Genomic DNA, 18,408 nt, shown 5'->3' on the forward strand with positions numbered 1-18,408 from the left:
TTCCATTATACCATTGAAGGAGGTTTTTTACTATATATTTGTTGAAATATATTGAATGTTTTACATTTTTTATTTGGTGTTTTTCAGTGGTTTCGAACCGTCCCCTGTTTTAACTGTTTTACTGTTTTATGTTGAAATAGGGTTTGCTTTTTAATATAATGATTATGTTATATTTTTATATTCTGGAGGGTTTGAAATGGCTTGTAACAATACTATCAATTGCACTTGTACATATACCTCATGTTCTCGTCATGGCAAATGTTGTGAATGCGTTGCATATCACCGCAGAAGTGGAGAAGTTCCGGGATGCTTCTTTTCCAAGTCCGGCGAAAAGACTTATGACAGATCAATTGACAATCTCTACAAAGATTATAAAAATAAATAGTTAAATATAATTATCAACAACTCAATCCCAATAGAAATGCTGTACAATTTCTTACAGCATTTAATTGAAGCTCTTATTTTTTACCGAATTAGCTAAACTTAGAAACTTTAAAGGCCTAGGTATCACGAACTTCATGTTCCCAGGTCTTTATGTTTTATCTTACATATTTTAAAGTTGCCTAAAATGCAAACCTAAACCAAATTAAAAATTTTTAATTAGAGCCACTTATTTTTTAGCAAATTTTTCATTTTCTCCTTGGTATCAGCATTAACTTCTATCTTTTCTATTTCCTTCAGTAATGAAAACAAATCGGGCGATATATTCTGCAGATTCTGATTTAGCTTTTTGCACCATTCTTCCAAAACTCTACATGCACCGTTTCGTTCTCTGACCACAGGTGATTTAAGTGCAGTCTTTACCAATTTTTCACCCAGTTGAGGATAATTTTTTAATTCCTGAAGTACAAAATCAAGGCAATTATGTTCTTGTGAAAAATTCTTTGCAAAAAGAAAATCTCCCATCCCTGTCGCCATATCGTCAAGCGGCAAGATATTTTCATATATTTTTGTCAATTCCTTAGCATATCTAGGATTCTTATAAACCAGATAAAGATAACCAAAATGTTTAACCGGTTCTTTCTTAACCGCATTAAAAATCAGTTCCGATACATTCATATTCAGTTTCCTGGCTATATCGGTTGCATAGCGGAAATTGCTATCATCCGGATTTTTTAGAATCTCTAAAATCATATTTTGCCACGAATCTCTACATACAATGCCATCACACATCTTTATCAGTTCATCTCTGTTAGCTAATTGCGCATCTTCCAGCCACTGCTTTAAATTTAGAATACGCCAAAATTGTATTATTGTTAACGTGCGTTCAGATGCAATGGACAAATAGCGCTGTAATGCTTCTTCAGCATGTTCATAAACACTTATTCCGTCAGCCGGACCCTCATCTAACAGAGCATCAATAATAATACTGATACCTTCAAAAAGTTCATCATCTATGGAATTACCACGCAGTGCACCTATCAAATCACCTTTATTGGCACACTCCAGTCCAAGATAAGCGTCCACAATTGCATTGGCACAACCCTTGCGTAAAATCCATTCGCGAATCTCATCAGTCGCAGGTTCTAAACGCATAACCGTATGAATTTTTCCCCATCCGTCAACTTTTTGTGCAATCCTGAACAAAATATCGTTACCATTTTGGTAGTTTAAAACCGCTACAACTACATAAAGTGTGAATTCTTCGTATAATGCAAGTTTAAGAAGCTTGTCAACGGTATCCTGTTCATTGCTCAAATCAAGCAAACCCAGTAATCCAATACCTAATTTGACCAATTCCTCATCACTAGTATTAAAAGCCAGTTGACAAGCATATTCAAACATATTCGCAATATTGATATCTTTAGAGCTTTCTCGAATAGATTCAAGAACAGAATCGATAATTGACAAAGTACCGTAGTTTTGTAGAAGTTCTGATATTTTACCTTGAGACTTGCTGCTGTTCTTTTTCCATTCATCTTTTAAGAGTTTAACTATCTTCTTTACGACTTTATCCGGATTTTTTAAATTCATGTGAAATATTTCTATTCCATCCTTTGCACCGGGCATAAAGCTTAACTTATTTGGGGGAGTTTCATTAAAGGGAAGCCAAAAATTATGTGGAAGCTTCCCCTCCGAATTAATACTCTCACAAATTACGCTGTATATACTTTGCTCACTCATTTAAGAAACACCCCCATAAAAATCGCTTTATCTCTCCATTTACAATGCTTATCATAACACCATAACCAAAGTACCTGCCGTAATTAAGATACATCCTAATAAAGACTTTACGGTAAATTTTTCATGCAAAAAAATAAATGCAAAAATCAGTGTTATAACTACACTCATTTTATCAATCGGCACAACCTTCGACGCCTCTCCTGTCTGTAAAGCTCTGTAATAACACAGCCACGACGCACCGGTTGCAAGTCCGGATAAAATAAGGAATATCCAACTCCTTTTGCTGATTTCAGGCAAACCGCTCTGCGCACGGGTCAGAAATACCATTACCCATGCCATAACTACTACAACAACCGTCCTTATTGCAGTTGCAAGATGTGAGTTTACACCCTCTATGCCTATCTTAGCCAATATAGTGGTAAGCGCTGCAAAAATTGCAGACAGTATTGCAAATAATATCCACATATAACATTACCTCTACTTTTTTATATATTTTTCAAAGCTATTATTTATCTATAATATACCAATTGGTTCTAACTATCAACCCGATACGCAATAGAAGGTGTTAATGTTAAACTGTATTGTACATATTGTTATATATCGTCTCAAATTTATTTTAATTTTGCATATCAATCTGTTTTTTCTTAGAACAAAGAACCACCCCCTGTTCTATTTCAAGTTATCTATTTCATCGGAAAAGGCATCCCTATATTGTTCAAACAGGCCGGTATCAAAATTATAGCTTGTATCCTTTGCTGTCGGTTTCTTCTCCTTAACTTGAGCATATAATCTATCAATTTCAGGAGAAAGTTTGCTCCATACCTGCTTTATTTTTGTAAATTTTTCACCCTCCAAACTATTTATGAAAGTGTCATATTCTGCTTTTTTGACCATTGCATCGGCCAATCGTTCCAATGTAAAGTCAATATCCATTGTACTTCCTGTACTGCTCTTTCCGGTTGTTACGTAAAAACTTATATCACAAAAACCGTCGTTCCATATATCAGTAGTAATAAAATTTCTTATTTCTCTTAATTTATCCTCAGGGGTGTCACTGCTGCTAAAGCCATTTCTCATTTCTTCTATAGCATTGGATAAACCGCCTAATACTGCATTCTGAAATTCTTCATTGGCATCTATCTTCCAACTGTTCTCATTTTTAGATAATTTAATATCAATAGTCGATACTCTAATTTTATTGTCCTCTCTTTTTATTAAATCTAAAAAAATTTGCTGTGCTTGTTTATTCATCTCCTCTTCACTCTTTGCATTTTCTCCTGCAAATGCGTTTTCAAAAGCAAGTGATAATGCCTTTTGGAAATATTCACCCATAATTGCAGCCATATCTATATTGGTAATTTCAGTTTTTACAGTGGCAATATTCCCTTCTTGAGCAGAAGATAATACTTTGAAGTTCAATTTGTTAACTAAGAGTTTTAAATTCTCTTCATCTTTTATCAAATCACTATCTTCTGAATCTTTATTAAATATTTCATCAGAAGCTAAATATTTTTGAGCTGTCTTTTTATCAAAATTTTTAATAGCATTTAAAGCATTGGTAACCGCTTGTTCCGGTGTTTCACTACTGAGCCTGCAGGCTGTAAGCATAAAACACAAAAGAAACATAAATGAAACAAATATACAAATTTTTTTATTCATTCAACTCATACCCCTTTCTTCAATTCTTATTTTAGAATACCCAAAATGCAAAAGAGGTATGAACTGTTCTTTCATTAGCTGCTTCCAATTATTAGACAGTATATTTTACACGCTTATAATTACCATAACCATGAAGAAAAGATTAAAATAGCTGATATAAATCAAGCTTGAATTGAAATATTGTTAAATTTTCTCTATAATAAATATGTCTAAAATTGTACCTATACATATCATTTGAAACAGAATTTATAAGTATTCTGTTAACTAATATGTTTTTTATTTATGCTTCCTGTATCAGATTTTTAATTTATTATCAGTTAAAAATTAATCATAAAATATAATAAAAGGCTCCGAGAGTATCGGATAAGCTTCTTTCAATATAGAAAATATTATGCAAAATTCTAATGAAGGTGATAAATCCAAAATGAATCTGCTGGTAACTTTGGATTCAAAATACATACAACCGCTAAAAGTGATGCTTTTTTCGCTATTTACAAATAATCCGGCTGAAAATTTCCATATCTATCTTATGCATTCGAGCATCAAAGACAATGAAATTGCTGATATTGAACGTTTTGTAAATAGTTATAATCAAAAACTGTCTGTAATAAAAATAGCTGACAGTTATTTTCAAAATGCACCTGTAATATTACATTATACAAAAGAAATGTATTATAGGTTATTGGCTTATAAATTCTTGCCCAAAAATATGGATCGAATTCTCTACTTGGATCCTGATATTTTAGTGATTAATCCTATTCGTGAACTATACGAAACTGAACTTGATGGGTACCTTTATGCAGCAGCTTTTCACAATATATTGGCAGTAAAAAAAATTAACCGAATCCGCTTATATCCATACAAAATCGATGCCTATTTCAATTCAGGCGTATTACTTATGAATCTGGAACTGCAAAGAAAACTTGTAGATGAAGAAGTCATCTATTCTTTTGTTGAAAAAAATCGTGCAAAGCTTATACTGCCTGATCAGGATATTCTCAACACACTTTATTCCAAACAAATAAAATGCTTGGATGAGAAGCTATATAATTATGACACCAGATATTATAATTACTATAAGATTATAACAAATAACGCATGTGATATGGACTATGTCATGACGAACACAGTAATTCTCCACTTTTGCGGCAAAAAAAAGCCCTGGCAAAAAGGTTACAGCGGAAAGTTTTACTCTTTGTACAAACATTACGAAAAGAAAGCAATATCATAGCAAAATTATCTAAAAGCATTCCTATAAACCAACAGGTCTTACCAAATATTATTTTAATCTTTACACCTATCTGTAATTACTCAAATAACCACTTGCATAAGAATTGCTCATTTAATAAAACAATTCAGCTTCAAATTAAATCTTCTTAATGGGCAGAATGGCATAGTGCTCTTTTCTGACAATTTCTCCATAACGGAAAGAAACCGGCGTTCTGAATAGCGGGCCATTTGATACAAACGTATGGTATTCGCCATTTTCTCCGCAGGCATCTGCACCTTCTGAAATAATGGAAGCAATCGTATCCGGCGACAATGTCATTCCAAGGTGCTTTTCACTCAGTCTATCTGTATCTACGACAATTATATTTGCAGTAAATCCGCTTTCAATAAATTCATCCACCAATGCCCTTCGTTCCTCTTTCCAAAGTGGGAAAAAGGCTTCAATGCCTGCAGCATCGCAACGTGCAGTACACCACTGCAAATGTTCTTCAATATCGATATCACCGAACACACAAATCTCAGCACCATTTTCCTTCTGTTCCCTAAGTTCCTTTTCAAAATTTGCCGCATAATCTTTTCCGGAAGTCTTAATTAATTTAATAGGAATACCCAGTGAAGCTGAAACATCTTTCAACAAATCATCAGGAATTCCATGGAACCAGGATCGTTCCATGTCCATATTATATGTTATAATAAGTGAAACCGGTTTCATTCCCAATTTTATAGCTCTGTAAATTGCAAGAATGCTATCTTTGCCTCCACTGTAGGATGCCACAAATTTCTTTCCGTAAAATGTACTAACCACTTATTTATCTCCTTTTTAATCAAATTATTATTTCTTATGTATTACACTTGCAAAGGCTTACAGCCATTTAACTTTCAATTTTCCTCTTTATAAATATTCCACATATGATTAAGCGGACCGCTTCCTTTTCCTAAGTCAAGCATTGCCTTTAAAGCTCCTGATACATAAGCCTTCGCCTCTTGAATTGACGTCTCCAAATCCCATCCTTTTGCCAGTCCGCAGGCTATAGCACTGGATAAAGTGCATCCGGTTCCATGGGTATTTTCATTGTTAATCTTCTCCCCAATAAACCACTTGTACTTGTTATTACAGTACAATAAATCATTGGCATCGCTTACTCTGTGCCCTCCTTTGCAAAGAACGGCGCATCCGAATTGATTTCCGATAATCTCAGCCGCTTTAATCATATCATCTTCATTTTCAATGGATATTCCCGATAAAACAGACGCTTCCGGAATATTTGGTGTCAGTAATATAGCTTGAGGGAACAAACTGTTTTTCAATGTCTCAATTGCATCATCCTGAAGTAGTTTCGAACCGCTTGTAGAAATCATTACAGGATCCACAACTATGTTTCTTGCATTATAAAATTTCAGCCTCTCAGATATGGTTTCAATTAACTTGACCGATGAAACCATGCCAATTTTAACTGCATCCGGATAAATGTCGGTAAAGACACTGTCCAACTGCATACCCAAAAATTCTGGAGTAACTTCCATAATTCCTGTTACACCGGTTGTATTCTGTGCAGTAAGTGCAGTAACCGCACTCATGCCATATACACCGTTTGCTGTCATTGTTTTTATATCTGCTTGAATTCCAGCGCCCCCGCTGGAATCACTTCCTGCTATAGTCAATACTTTTTTCATTTTCTTCTCCCCGCTAAACTTATAATTTTTATAAACACTAATCTTAATATAAAGATAGATAACAATAAAAAGTATATCTTATCGCTTTAAAATACTCTAAGTTGAAACTTTTTCCAAAAAGGTATAAACATCGTCCAACTTGATGAAATAAAGGTCACTAATCTTCTTAATCTCCTCCCAGTCGGCTTTGCTTGAATCATCGTAAACGCCTACTGTCTTAAATCCGGCGTTTTTTACCGTCTTAATTGCATACAGTGCATCTTCAAAAACCCATGTCTCATCCGGCAACGTTCCCATATGCTCTGCTGCAGCGATATAAATATCCGGTTTTACTTTACCGGCACCTATTTCTGTGGACGTAAATATTCTGTCAAAATACCTTATTACATTTAGCCTTTCCAGTGCTCTTTCAAAAACCGGCCTGTCACAGGATGTTGCCGCCACTATTTTAATCCCATGCTGCCTTATACCACTTAGAAACTGATCTACACCTTCCTTTAACTGAACCTGATGAGCATAAAAATCTTTAATGGTTTCATTGACACCATTTATAATCTCATCCTCATTCATATCCAAACGGTATCTTTCTTTTAAATATTTAGCGCCTTCCGACATACTCATGCAAAACAAGGTTTCAGCAAGTCCCTCTTCCGGCTGTATGCCTAAATTGAGCAAAAACATTTCTCCGGCTTTATCCCATACTGGCATGGAGTCCAGTATAACCCCGTCTATATCAAAAATAACCCCCTTAATCATATCCTCACCTGTAATTAGATTAATCTTTCTGTATAATACCTGCATATTGTTTCCAGGCATTTACAAGTTCAGCAGCAGCCTGTTTTGGATTATCTGCCTCCGAAACAGCAGACACAACAAAGAAACCAGCAGCTCCGGTTTGGGCAAGGGGTGGTATATCAGCAAGCTTAACTCCGCCACCTACCACAACAGGAATCTTGCTAAACCTGACAAGTTCTGAAATTTCATCAAAACTTCTGGTCACTACTTTTCCATCCAAATCAAGTCCGCAGTCCGGCTTTGTCATCGTTTCATGTACAGGACCGACACCAAAGTAATCAATCTGGGAAACATCCGCTGTTTTGATATACTCAAACATTTCATGCGTTCTTGCCGATAAACCGATAACTGAATCTTGTCCCAAATATTCTCTGCATACATCCACCGGAATATCCGACTGTCCGACGTGGATTCCATCGACTTTTATCCCCTGCTTTCTGGCAGCCAGAACAACATCAAGGCGATCGTTTACCAGCAGCGTTACTTCATCGGATTTACCGATTTGGGCTATTGCCTCCGATGCCTGTTGGGTCAGTTGAATGAGTTCTCTGGCCGATGCAACTTTCGAACGGATTTGTACACATGTAAATCCGGCTTCAACTGCATCTTTAATTATTGACACTACAGGACGGCCTTTTGTATTTTCGGGTCCTACAACCAGGTAAGCCGATATATCCAATTTTTTCCTCATACTCATTGTTTTCACTCCCAAAATATCGTAAATTCCATGATTTATTTATTACAGTCCATGGCCTGCATTAGCTTTCAGAATGGATTAAGTTAGCGATTTTATCCCCAACTTCAACCATTACACCTATATAGGCAGCATCAATTAAATCTCAATAATTTCAAACGGATTATTGGCAATATCCTCCGCACTGGCTTTATACAGTTCGTCAAGGAACTGAACCTGAAAACTTCCGGGACCATCCGCCTTTTTTTCAGCACGGGTTGCTGCCAAGTTGTACACCGCAGTACCGGTAAGTGCCGCAATAAACGGCGAAGCAGCCGTTGCATATACAGCAATAACTCCACCTAATGAACATCCTGCACCGGTAATTTTCTCCATAAAATGTGATCCTCCATAGGATAACACTATAACAGACCCGTCTGTTATTAGATCTGTTTCTCCTGATACCGCAACAGCCCCTCCTGTATATCTGGCCAACGCTATAGCTGCATCCTTTGCAGAACTCACAGAATCTGTTGAATCAACACCTCGAACATTAGACTTTTTCGTTCCGCCATCCAACCCCCATAGACCTGCCAATGCCAGAATTTCAGATGCATTACCTCTGATAACTGTAGGTTTATACTCTCTAAACTGCTCTAAAAGCTTGGTCCTAAGGGATCCAATGCCTACAGCCACCGGATCCAACACCCATGGTTTTCCTGTTTCGTGCAATACTTTTGCAGTATGGGGCAAAGTTTGCTCATAAATCGGCAGAAGTGTTCCAACGTTTATATATGTAGCCCCGCCGGCTTTTGCCAAAAATTCGCCCTCATCGGGTAAATAAACCATGGCGGCTGAGCCCCCAACAGCCAGTTGTGCGTTAGCTACAAAATTAATTGTTACCGTATTGGTAATGGATCCTGCCATCGGTTTTGTCCGTTTAACAGTTTCAACTGCCTGAATTATCTGTTTTTTAATCTCCCCACTGTTAATCATAATATACTTTTCCTTTCATAAAAAATTTCCTACCTAGATTTATACAATATCCCTTTGATTCCAAATCACTAGCACTGTTTTTATAGTCATTAGGTCAAGTTTGTCTTTTCAACTCCTATGTATTTTCCCTATATACCGGGTTTTAAGCAAAAAAAAGCACCTTCCTGTTGTAAGGAAAGCGCTTTTTTTATTATGTCTAAATAAAATTATTATTCATAATAATAAAATTATTTTAGATAATAAATTGCTTCCCTACACCAGTATTAACTGACAGGTTCAAAGGGTTAGGTTTTACCTTCTCAACTCAAACGAGTTCCCCCACAATTTATTTAGTTTATACATTACCATTTATGCTCTTTAGTGTCAAGTTCCAATAAAGTTTTGCAAAAATATCGGTAATCATTTATTAAAACACCGGATTGAACCTTGTTTATATTCTTATGAAATTAATAACAGTTTTTTGGATACGGAAGAAACCAATTCTTCAAACTTGTTATTTAAATGAGGCGGGCTCCATTCGGGACTTTTACAGATAAAAACATAATCAAATTTTTCATTATAAATCGATTTTATATCCTCGGTATGTTCAAATGGAACTACTCCTTCCAGGCAGTAGATTTGAGAATCTTTTCGTCTTACCCATTTTACTTTTGTATCAGGCCGTTCTTCAATTACTCTTCTCAACCAGTTGCCACAGTTGCAATAGTCACTGCCTTTATAATAGTGATAACAGTCATGATGGAAGTCAATATTTATTATCTTTAACTTTAAATTTTTTGGGAACTTATCAATAAAACTTTTTATATATTTATGACTATCAGCCTTTATAAAATTTTTATCAGGTAGGTTCAATCCCATTAAGAACCTTTTTAAAAAATTGAACTGTTCAATTACCCCTATTTTTTTAAGCTGCGGATATCTTTTATATCTTTCTTCCCACATGGATTCCAGCTTATTGTTAGGTATTTCATCACTTCCATCCGGAAAATATAAATCTCTATCCTGTGATGAAGCATCAATAAAATAATCGAAATCAATGCTTAATATACCTTTCACAATATCGCCCCCTATGTTAAGCGAAAGATAGTTATTAAATTTGTATGTAATTCACTATAAATAATAAATTTGTATTTTAAAACATTTTACCTTGCTTTTATCAACTCACTCCAACAATTTCAAGTATATTTTAACACAAAAAAAACACTCTGGACATGTTTTTGTTTATACACACCAGAGTATAACAGATTTACTTTTCTCTTTAATAATTGTCAAAAATATCATACAGAACATATCAATATTAAAAAATTTTATTCAAGCATTTCTCAAAAGTTCTTTCACATAATTGGGTAAAGCAAAGCAACCCTTGTGTAAATCAGTATTGTAATATTTAGTCTTCAAGCCAAGAGAATCCCAGCTTGTACTTAAATCAGCAACAGGATCAAGACCTTTAGAAGCAAATCCAAAGAGCCAATGACCCGAAGGATAAGTTGGTATATGTGCCTGGTAAACCAAAGCTACTGGAAAAACCGATTTTATTTTTTTATGAGCATCTTGCATAGCCAAGGCATCATTTGGATAATAAGGACTTTCGTGCTGATTTACCATAATACCGGTTGATTTTAATGCTTTGAAGCAATTTCTGTAAAACTCCTCGGTAAACAGACTTTCTCCCGGTCCAAAAGGATCCGTTGAGTCAACTATTATCAAGTCATATTCATTATTTTTCTCTTTAACGAATTTTATACCATCCTCAAAGTATATATGTACCCGCGGATCATCAAGCTTACATGAAGTTTGTGGCAAATACTCCCTGCAAACGTCAACTACAAGTTTATCTATCTCCACCATATCAATTCGTTTTATTGAATCATATCTTGTAAGCTCTCTTACCGCTCCTCCATCGCCTGCACCAATAACAAGAACATCATGAATTTCAGGGTTTACAGCCATAGGCAAATGCGTCATCATCTCATGGTATATAAACTCATCCTTTTCAGTGAGCATTATGAATCCATCAAGCACTAATACCCTGCCGAAATCATAGGAATCAAACACATCTATACGCTGAAACTCACTTTTTAGACTTACTACCTGTTTATCAATCTTAAAGGAAAATCGAGCATTTTCTGTATGATATTCAGTAAACCATAAATCCATATTATCCCCCTCCAAAACAAAATATTTCTCAGCTCTATATCTTTAGGCCTATGAATAGGCTATGCTTGTCTTATATGTATTATATAAATATTTTTTCGCCCGTTTTATGGGCTGATATTCTCATAGCCTTAAATACTGCTTTTTACCGTTAACAATAAAAAAGCAGCTATCGGCACCGAAAACTTCCGCAGCCAATTGCTGTCATTTTTTATCACCGATACGATTGAATCACTTTATCCAGAGGCTTCCTTGAATCAAAATTTAAAGATTAAAGGTTTTGCAAGGTTATTAAAATTATATAACGAATAAGTTTCCCTTCAAACCTTACACTTTTTATTTATTCTTGCTTAAATTATTATAGAATTTTACGGTAAAACGATTATTGCATATTTTAGCTGATAATGCAATATTTAATATTTTTATTGAGTTTACCGTTCTTAAGCAAGACTCAAGCGATGCCATTATACAAACAAAGAATTATTATATTGAAAAAACTATTTTTAACAGTTTACCTATAGATTTAAATACTTAATAAAAATTTACATAACAACATGCTGTAGATATCCTATTATCATTAAATTTATGTATAATCTCATCTCTTACTTTAGTATACATTATACAAAATAAAAAGCCGTCAATCAAGAGGATTGTAATCTTCACTATTTATCGCAGATTTGCTTCCTCCATCAAAAGTGGCATATTACTGCTAAACCAAGCATTGAATGCAGATCCGCCCCATAGAACAAAGAACCGTCCGAAACCACTGAAAAACACCAAATAAAAAATGTAAAACATTCAATATATTTCAACAAATATATAGTAAAAAACCTCCTTCAATGGTATAATGGAATCACGCAAAACCAACACCACAAAGGAGGTTTTTTAAATGCTAAAAGATAAAAATAATCAATTAAGCATCTATTCAATATTATACAATAAAATTCCAGAAAATCATATACTTAAATTAATAAATAATGCAATTGATTTTAGTTTTATTAATAAACTACTCGAAAAGTCCTATTGTAAATATTATGGCAGACCTGCAAAAGAACCTGAACTTATGTTAAGGCTTTTAATTCTTCAATATTTGTACAACTTATCCGATGAACGTGTAATCGAGGAAGCTTCATTAAATCTGGCTTACTTATGGTTTCTTGGAATTAATCCTGAAGAAGAACTTCCCCATCCGAGTTTACTGGCAAAATTCAGAGTTCACAGGCTACAGGAAGTTACAATGGATGAAATAATAACGGAAGTAGTAAAACAGTGTGTAGAAAAAAATATAATTAAGTCTGGTGGAATTAGTATTGATTGTACACACACTCATGCCAATACTGTAAAAAAAGTACCCGAGAGGATATTAAAACATATTGCCAAAAAGATATTTAAAAATTTAGAAAAAGAGGCAGGAGAGATACCGGAAGAAATCAATACAAATATTCCAAACTATAAGGAAATAGCAGATCATAGAGAAGCAAAAGCGACAATGAAGGCTTATGTGGAAGAAGTCATTGCGCAGGTTGAAGAAAAAATTGAAGGGGAAAACATACGAAAACATACAAAGTTATAGAAAAAGCCCGTGAGATATTAGAAGACCCAAAATTTATAGAACAAAAGAGTATAAGGTCATTAGTAGACCAGGATGCAAGAGTAGGATATAAATCGAAAACAGAAAGTTTTTTTGGATATAAAACAGAGTATGCAATGACGACAAAAGAAAGGATAATAACGGCAGTAAGGGTATATAACGGTGCATACGTTGACGGTACAGGATTTGAAGAATTAATTGATTTGACAAAGGATAGCGGAATAGAAATAAAAGAGGTATATGGGGATAAAGCATATTTCAGGAAGCCAATTTTAGATGTAATAAAAGAAAACGGTGCTGAAGCGTACATACCGATTAGTGAAATGGTATACAAAATAGATGAGAGTAAATATGCGTATAATAAGGATTCGGACCAATGGTTTTGTGATTATGGGAATTATACCGTAGAGAAGCAGAGAAAGATAAGAAAAAGAGACGGTCGAGAATCATGGAAATATAAGTTTGATGTAGAAGGATGTCAAAAATGTCCAAAGAAAGATCAATGCTTCAAAATAGGGAAATCAAATACTCTAGAAATAAGTGTAAATATACCTGAATATTATGAATACAGCCAAAGAGCAAAAACGAAGGAATTTATAGAAAAATATAAAGAACGAGCAAGTCAAGAGTGGAAAAATGGAGAGATGAAGAGATTTCATGGATTAAGCCGTGCCCGAGGGTACGGCTTAAGAAGCATGTCAATGCAATCAAAATTAACAGCATTGGCAGTAAATTTAAAGAGGATAGCCCAACTGGTATCCTCTTTAAGTAAAAATAATCATTATTTTTTGCTTTTGAAAATTAGAATTAAATGTTTTCGGCTGTATAAAACTGTAAAAGTGGCTTAAAAAACCCTACTTTTTCAGTGGTTTCGAACCGTCCCTTGTTTTATTGTTTTACAACGGTTTTGAATATATTAAAGAATGTATTAGCTTTCCGTTTATAAATTCCGATTTCATTAAATCGACTTTATTTATATCAATTTTTATTTTCTCCAAAGTATCCTTAAGTTCACCTGTGTCAAAGCCATCTTTCAATATAACCTTTCTTCCTATGGTTATATGAGGTTTATATTCTCTGTTTTCCAACTCAAAGTCCTTCTCTATCAGGCTTTGATGTAATTTTTTCTGCATATTGAATAGGGTATCATTATTTTCTACTCCCAACCAATAAATATTCCCTTCCGGTCTCTTAAAATATCCTACTTTGGTTAACCCAAACGTAAATGCCTCAAAATTAAGTTCATTCATTATTTCCTTGATGGTATTCAATCTATTTTTCTGTATCTCTCCTAAAAACTCTAATGTAAGATGTATATGTTCCTCATTTACAAATTTGCCTTGAATGGAATTTGACTTGACCTTGTTAATTATATCATAAATTTTAGCTTTTATCTCACTATCAAAATTTAGCGATATAAATAATCTCATACAGTTCTTCTCCTTTTATTCATTTCTTGAATCCATATTAAAAAGCATCTGTTAATGGAAACATATAAATCACGTACTGTATTCATTCTCCAGTATCTTCAATCCTTCATACATATCCTGCCCCAGTAACTCCTGAGTTTTAGCAAAATCAAACCTCTCATGAAGCTTGTCTTGCACTTTAAGGAAAGCTTTCTTGCCATATTTCCGTATAAACATAGCCTGCGCCTCAGCTGAAGCCGATCCGTCATTATCCGGAGTATAAAATCCTTTTGTACAGTTTTCCAGTTCTGAGCACTCATAGCACCCATCTATGTTTTTTTCACTGCAGCAAACCATGTTAGGGCATCTCTTGTCTTCATATAATGTTGCAAAGGAACAGACATTATATTTCGTCCTACAGGATCCGCACCATTCACCCAAAAAGCAATGATTGCAGGATAACCCACAGTATCCTACAGGATCCACACCTTTACGAGCATTTTTGCACAACTTATTCTTAATCCGACGCATCGCCTCAATATGCATGATCCAATGCCTGCTGAAAGGCATTTTTATCAAGCCGCGAATATCCTTGTTGCACCAGTAATCGATAAGCCATCTGGCATTCTCATCCTGACTGACACAGCCGGATTCAGCAAGTCTTTCTTTATCGGAATCCGAAAACCCGTTTTTCATCTGCGAATATTGCAATTCTGCAAGAAGTGTGTTGGTAGAAAGCATAACTTCTTTGGCATATTCATATAAAGCCTTGATATTGAGTTTTTTTGAAAACTCTGCAATTTCCTGTCCCTGCAGTTCATTGCCGGTTGTGATGACGGGCGAGCCGATTTTTTTCTGATATTCGCCTATCACAATTATCTGCTCATCCTTTGCGATCAATGTATGGGCTACAATATCCTCAATTCGAAAGATGTGCCAGATAGAATAGGCAAGAGTCTTACTGTGATAACCCTTCGCATTTGCAAAAGGCATCTGATAAAATGCTTTGGCAGGATATCCGTTTGCAATCTGTGTAATCTGCTCAAACATCTCTCTCCTGAGTTCAACGAGCAGTTCTATTCCATCCTTATATGTAGCCTCTTTTGCAAGAAGAATCTGGATTCGTTTATTCTTCTCTGACCATTCATTGTTCAATGTACTTATATCCTCCTTTGTTTTCTCAAATAAATTTAGATATTATTTTAGAAACAGTCTTTACAGCCGCCTTATTTTACCTCTCCGGCTATTCTTCTTGCAAACCGTTTTGCACCTTCCACAGCCTCTTTGTTCTGCATAGCAGCCTTATTGTCTACATCTCTCACACTATACATTCCAATATATTCAAGGGACGAATGCGTACAAAAATTCTTTATTACTGCCTCAAAGGAGGTACAGGCATTCAATCTCAATCACTTTTAGTTCCTCGAGAAATGTCTTGCGCAGTTCCGCAGTATTTCCATCAACACGGGGGCTGCCCATAAAAATAAGTACTTTCACTTATCTTTCTCCTGCTATAAAAGGATTATTTTTCATTACTATATCAATATATTTGCACGAATTCAATAAAATTTTGTAATTTATTTGAAGGGAAAACTAATCTGTTCTGCCAACCTCATTCTTTCCAATAAATCCAAATAGACCACAATCAAATTCTGACTTCAAAAATATTAACCAGTCTATACATCATTTAGTTTTCTTGCATAGTATTTAATCCATTCTTTCTCCTCAACCCTATTATAAATGTCCGTTAGTTGACAACCAACTCAATCAGATAAATTTTAGGGAAGTTGATATGTTCCAGTAACCGGATATATTAAATCGAAGTTTTCTTAATCTGTATTATCAGTATCTTCAACGTAAGTATTTACATATGCCCAAATCTATAATAAATACATTAATAATAAGGGTTTTAGAAATGAGCATCATTATTTCGTCGAAGTTTTTAACCTATAATGGTGAGTTTGAAAATACTCGATATACATTCTCTTTCCGTTTTGAGACTGCAAAGTGCTCTGCATTGTGTTGACAATGTAAACACATTGGTATATAATATGTTTACATTGTAGACAGTGAGGAGCTTGATTGAAATGAAAAAGCAGAATATTAGTCTTACTAATGCCGAATGGAATCTCATGGAATGCCTGTGGGATGCATCACCGCGAACCGGCAGAGAGGTAACGGAATATTTGAAGAAACATGTGGGCTGGACCCGGAGCACAACCCTGACGATGCTTAGACGTATGACGGATAAGGGCTTAATCAGATGTGAGGACAATGAAGGAATAAAGATCTACTCTCCTCTCATTAAGCGGGAGGACGCAGTTATCAAGGAAACGGACAACTTCCTTAACCGGGTTTACAAAGGCAGCATCAGCCTTATGATGAGCACCATTACAAAGAAGCTGGATCTCACAAAGGAAGAAATTGAAGAATTGTACGCAATCCTTCGTGAAGCTGAAGTCAAGGAGGGAGAGAAATGACAGAATTTATCATTACTTCCTCCGTTCTTATCCTTGTGGTAATTCTATTGCGGCATTTTTTAAAGGGCAAAATCAGCTTGCACATGCAATACGCCCTTTGGGCACTGGTGCTGATACGTTTGATTGTACCCATTAACTTGTTTGAAAGCCCAATTAGTGTAATGAACACCATTGAACGTTCGGCAGTCTATAAGACGGCTGAACAGACGCTTTTAAGAACTCAGGTATACTCTGATGTAATATTTAACAGTGAAATGACGCCAGATGAGGCGAGTAAAGTCGGAAAAGGTACATTGCGTGAAATTCAAGGGTATCCAATAGAAAGCGGTTATGCACACTTGCATACATATATTTTTATGGATTCTCTTGGTACGGTACTGGCCCGGATATTGAGAACAGTATGGCTTGCCGGAGTTGCCATTGTCGGCCTGACCTTGCTTTTTTCGAACCTTAGTTTCAACAAGAAACTGAGAAAAACCAGAATACGCTATCAGACAAACAATTGTAAACGGCCAGTCTATTTAGTTAAGAACTTACCTTCGCCCTGCCTGTACGGATTCTTTAATCCTGTGATCTATATCACTCCGAACGTTGCCGATGATACGTTAAAATTGCGCCATGTGCTGGCCCACGAACAGACCCATTACCGACACGGCGACCACATCTGGGCGGCACTGCGCGGTTTATGCCTCGTCGTACATTGGTACAACCCGCTTGTTTGGCTGGCGGCAACACTTTCCCGCCGGGATTCCGAATTAGCCTGCGATGAGGGAACCATCAAACAACTCGGCGAGGCAAGTCGCCTGGAATACGGACGGACGATCATCGATCTTACTTGCGAGAAACGCAAAACCATGGATTTGCTTTGCTGCGCTACCTCCATGACTGACGAGAAAAAAGGTATCAAGGAACGCGTTACACTTATCGCAAGAAAGCCAAAAGTCCTCGTGCCGGCATTGGTTACAGCCGTACTCGTCGCCACTGTTGCGGTCGGCTGCACCTTCACGGGATCAAAATTCGAAAATGCTGAGATCATTCCGCTGACGGCTGATGAAGTAGAGATATATAATAAAGTTTTTGATCCCATGTTGTATGACGAGCACGGCAACCCCATCGGTATCAATCCGCTCAACCAATTTCTTACCTCTTATTATGACCGACCGGAGGATATTAATCTGGCCGAATTGCTGCGTTATTTTCCGTCTGATGGAGATGTGAAGGATGAAGCTGAATTTGAATCCCTCAAAGCCTCAGAAAGCTGGCCTTTCGGCGCCGATGCAACTCTGGCCAGCATGCCCGTCCCTATCCACAGATTTACCGCAGAAACCATAAACGATACGCTGGAAAAGTATATGGGCATTATGCTGGATGATTTGAGTGGCGTAGGAATGGATGAGCTGATTTATCTTAATGCATATAACGCATATTACAACTTTACCAGCGATGCAGGGTTTGGTTCCTTCGTTTGCTTGAGTGGTGAAAAACAGGGGGATATTATACGACTGTACAGCGAACACGCAATACTCACGCTGAAAAAACAGGGTGACGGCTTTATTATTGTGTCTCATCAGCCCATTGGGGATGGTGCTAATAATAACCGGTAACCCATTGATATCATTTTAG

General features: G+C 35.9%; 16 protein-coding genes, 1 pseudogene and 1 riboswitch. Of the genes and pseudogenes, 5 read left to right on the forward strand and 12 right to left on the reverse strand.

What is annotated here, in order from left to right; translation table 11 throughout:
* The first annotated feature begins 196 nt into the window (after positions 1–196).
* Positions 197–385, forward strand: coding sequence for a DUF6485 family protein (locus tag CLOCL_RS17240; RefSeq protein ID WP_014256522.1), 189 nt, complete (start codon positions 197–199; stop codon positions 383–385).
* 215 nt (positions 386–600) lie between these two features.
* Here CLOCL_RS17240 and CLOCL_RS17245 read toward each other — a convergent pair whose 3' ends face one another.
* The 3 genes from CLOCL_RS17245 to CLOCL_RS17255 form a co-directional block, all read right to left on the reverse strand.
* Positions 601–2,124 carry a hypothetical protein gene (locus CLOCL_RS17245; protein ID WP_014256523.1) on the reverse strand — a complete coding sequence of 508 codons (1,524 nt, stop codon included), beginning with the start codon at positions 2,122–2,124 and terminating at the stop codon, positions 601–603.
* Between the two features lie 51 nt (positions 2,125–2,175).
* Positions 2,176–2,589, reverse strand: a complete 414-nt coding sequence (locus tag CLOCL_RS17250; RefSeq protein ID WP_014256524.1) for an EamA family transporter — start codon at positions 2,587–2,589, stop codon at positions 2,176–2,178.
* 204 nt (positions 2,590–2,793) lie between these two features.
* Positions 2,794–3,783 (reverse strand): hypothetical protein, encoded by a 990-nt coding sequence (locus CLOCL_RS17255; RefSeq protein WP_014256525.1) that lies wholly within the window; start codon positions 3,781–3,783, stop codon positions 2,794–2,796.
* 424 nt (positions 3,784–4,207) lie between these two features.
* Between CLOCL_RS17255 and CLOCL_RS17260 the strand changes: the two genes are divergently transcribed.
* Entirely contained in the window at positions 4,208–5,014 is an 807-nt protein-coding gene (locus tag CLOCL_RS17260) for a glycosyltransferase family 8 protein (protein WP_014256526.1), read from the forward strand.
* A gap of 135 nt (positions 5,015–5,149) precedes the next feature.
* Here CLOCL_RS17260 and CLOCL_RS17265 read toward each other — a convergent pair whose 3' ends face one another.
* The 7 genes from CLOCL_RS17265 to speE form a co-directional block, all read right to left on the reverse strand.
* Positions 5,150–5,818: a Dph6-related ATP pyrophosphatase gene (locus tag CLOCL_RS17265; protein ID WP_014256527.1), complete on the reverse strand. Its 669-nt coding sequence runs from the start codon at positions 5,816–5,818 to the stop codon at positions 5,150–5,152.
* A 74-nt stretch (positions 5,819–5,892) separates the two neighbouring features.
* Positions 5,893–6,687, reverse strand: a complete 795-nt coding sequence (gene thiD, locus CLOCL_RS17270) for a bifunctional hydroxymethylpyrimidine kinase/phosphomethylpyrimidine kinase (protein WP_014256528.1) — start codon at positions 6,685–6,687, stop codon at positions 5,893–5,895.
* Between the two features lie 96 nt (positions 6,688–6,783).
* Positions 6,784–7,503 (reverse strand): HAD family hydrolase, encoded by a 720-nt coding sequence (locus tag CLOCL_RS17275; RefSeq protein ID WP_245532811.1) that lies wholly within the window; start codon positions 7,501–7,503, stop codon positions 6,784–6,786.
* Complete coding sequence (locus tag CLOCL_RS17280) at positions 7,463–8,179, reverse strand: thiamine phosphate synthase (RefSeq protein ID WP_014256530.1); 717 nt, start codon at positions 8,177–8,179, stop codon at positions 7,463–7,465. Before CLOCL_RS17280 ends, CLOCL_RS17275 begins: the two co-directional genes overlap by 41 nt.
* Positions 8,180–8,314: 135 nt before the next feature.
* Entirely contained in the window at positions 8,315–9,151 is an 837-nt protein-coding gene (gene thiM, locus CLOCL_RS17285; protein ID WP_014256531.1) for a hydroxyethylthiazole kinase, read from the reverse strand.
* Positions 9,152–9,382: 231 nt separating this feature from the next.
* A riboswitch (TPP riboswitch) is annotated at positions 9,383–9,481 on the reverse strand.
* Positions 9,482–9,589: 108 nt separating this feature from the next.
* A complete protein-coding gene (locus CLOCL_RS17290) occupies positions 9,590–10,207 on the reverse strand; it encodes a hypothetical protein (protein ID WP_014256532.1) in 618 nt (205 codons plus the stop codon).
* Between the two features lie 255 nt (positions 10,208–10,462).
* The gene (gene speE / locus CLOCL_RS17295; RefSeq protein ID WP_014256533.1) at positions 10,463–11,308 is read right to left on the reverse strand and encodes a polyamine aminopropyltransferase; all 846 of its coding nucleotides are present in this window, start codon (positions 11,306–11,308) and stop codon (positions 10,463–10,465) included.
* A gap of 886 nt (positions 11,309–12,194) precedes the next feature.
* On the opposite strand from speE, the pseudogene CLOCL_RS17300 reads away from it, so the two are divergent.
* Positions 12,195–13,744 (forward strand): annotated as a pseudogene (locus tag CLOCL_RS17300) (IS1182 family transposase).
* Between the two features lie 48 nt (positions 13,745–13,792).
* Here CLOCL_RS17300 and thpR read toward each other — a convergent pair.
* Together thpR and CLOCL_RS24000 are read right to left on the reverse strand one after the other, a co-directional pair.
* On the reverse strand, positions 13,793–14,326 hold the full coding sequence (gene thpR, locus CLOCL_RS17305) for an RNA 2',3'-cyclic phosphodiesterase (protein WP_014256534.1): 534 nt from the start codon (positions 14,324–14,326) through the stop codon (positions 13,793–13,795).
* 69 nt (positions 14,327–14,395) lie between these two features.
* A complete protein-coding gene (locus CLOCL_RS24000) occupies positions 14,396–15,460 on the reverse strand; it encodes a DUF3795 domain-containing protein (protein WP_014256535.1) in 1,065 nt (354 codons plus the stop codon).
* Between the two features lie 932 nt (positions 15,461–16,392).
* Between CLOCL_RS24000 and CLOCL_RS17315 the strand changes: the two genes are divergently transcribed.
* On the forward strand, positions 16,393–16,785 hold the full coding sequence (locus CLOCL_RS17315; protein ID WP_014256536.1) for a BlaI/MecI/CopY family transcriptional regulator: 393 nt from the start codon (positions 16,393–16,395) through the stop codon (positions 16,783–16,785).
* Entirely contained in the window at positions 16,782–18,389 is a 1,608-nt protein-coding gene (locus tag CLOCL_RS21310) for a M56 family metallopeptidase (RefSeq protein ID WP_014256537.1), read from the forward strand. Before CLOCL_RS17315 ends, CLOCL_RS21310 begins: the two co-directional genes overlap by 4 nt.
* Positions 18,390–18,408: the final 19 nt, after the last annotated feature.

Origin of the sequence: Acetivibrio clariflavus DSM 19732 (assembly GCF_000237085.1) — a bacterium.
GTDB lineage: Bacteria > Bacillota > Clostridia > Acetivibrionales > Acetivibrionaceae > Acetivibrio > Acetivibrio clariflavus.

What these genes read in the sequence shown, in the direction of transcription:
- thiM (WP_014256531.1), bottom strand. Translation starts at nt 9,151, where the DNA reads ATGATTAACAGTGGGGAGATTAAAAAACAGATAATTCAGGCAGTTGAA.
- speE (WP_014256533.1), bottom strand. Translation starts at nt 11,308, where the DNA reads ATGGATTTATGGTTTACTGAATATCATACAGAAAATGCTCGATTTTCC.
- CLOCL_RS17280 (WP_014256530.1), bottom strand. Translation starts at nt 8,179, where the DNA reads ATGAGTATGAGGAAAAAATTGGATATATCGGCTTACCTGGTTGTAGGA.
- CLOCL_RS21310 (WP_014256537.1), top strand. Translation starts at nt 16,782, where the DNA reads ATGACAGAATTTATCATTACTTCCTCCGTTCTTATCCTTGTGGTAATT.
- thiD (WP_014256528.1), bottom strand. Translation starts at nt 6,687, where the DNA reads ATGAAAAAAGTATTGACTATAGCAGGAAGTGATTCCAGCGGGGGCGCT.
- CLOCL_RS17315 (WP_014256536.1), top strand. Translation starts at nt 16,393, where the DNA reads ATGAAAAAGCAGAATATTAGTCTTACTAATGCCGAATGGAATCTCATG.
- CLOCL_RS17245 (WP_014256523.1), bottom strand. Translation starts at nt 2,124, where the DNA reads ATGAGTGAGCAAAGTATATACAGCGTAATTTGTGAGAGTATTAATTCG.
- CLOCL_RS17260 (WP_014256526.1), top strand. Translation starts at nt 4,208, where the DNA reads ATGAATCTGCTGGTAACTTTGGATTCAAAATACATACAACCGCTAAAA.
- CLOCL_RS17240 (WP_014256522.1), top strand. Translation starts at nt 197, where the DNA reads ATGGCTTGTAACAATACTATCAATTGCACTTGTACATATACCTCATGT.
- CLOCL_RS17250 (WP_014256524.1), bottom strand. Translation starts at nt 2,589, where the DNA reads ATGTGGATATTATTTGCAATACTGTCTGCAATTTTTGCAGCGCTTACC.
- CLOCL_RS17255 (WP_014256525.1), bottom strand. Translation starts at nt 3,783, where the DNA reads ATGAATAAAAAAATTTGTATATTTGTTTCATTTATGTTTCTTTTGTGT.
- thpR (WP_014256534.1), bottom strand. Translation starts at nt 14,326, where the DNA reads ATGAGATTATTTATATCGCTAAATTTTGATAGTGAGATAAAAGCTAAA.
- CLOCL_RS17275 (WP_245532811.1), bottom strand. Translation starts at nt 7,503, where the DNA reads ATGCCTGGAAACAATATGCAGGTATTATACAGAAAGATTAATCTAATT.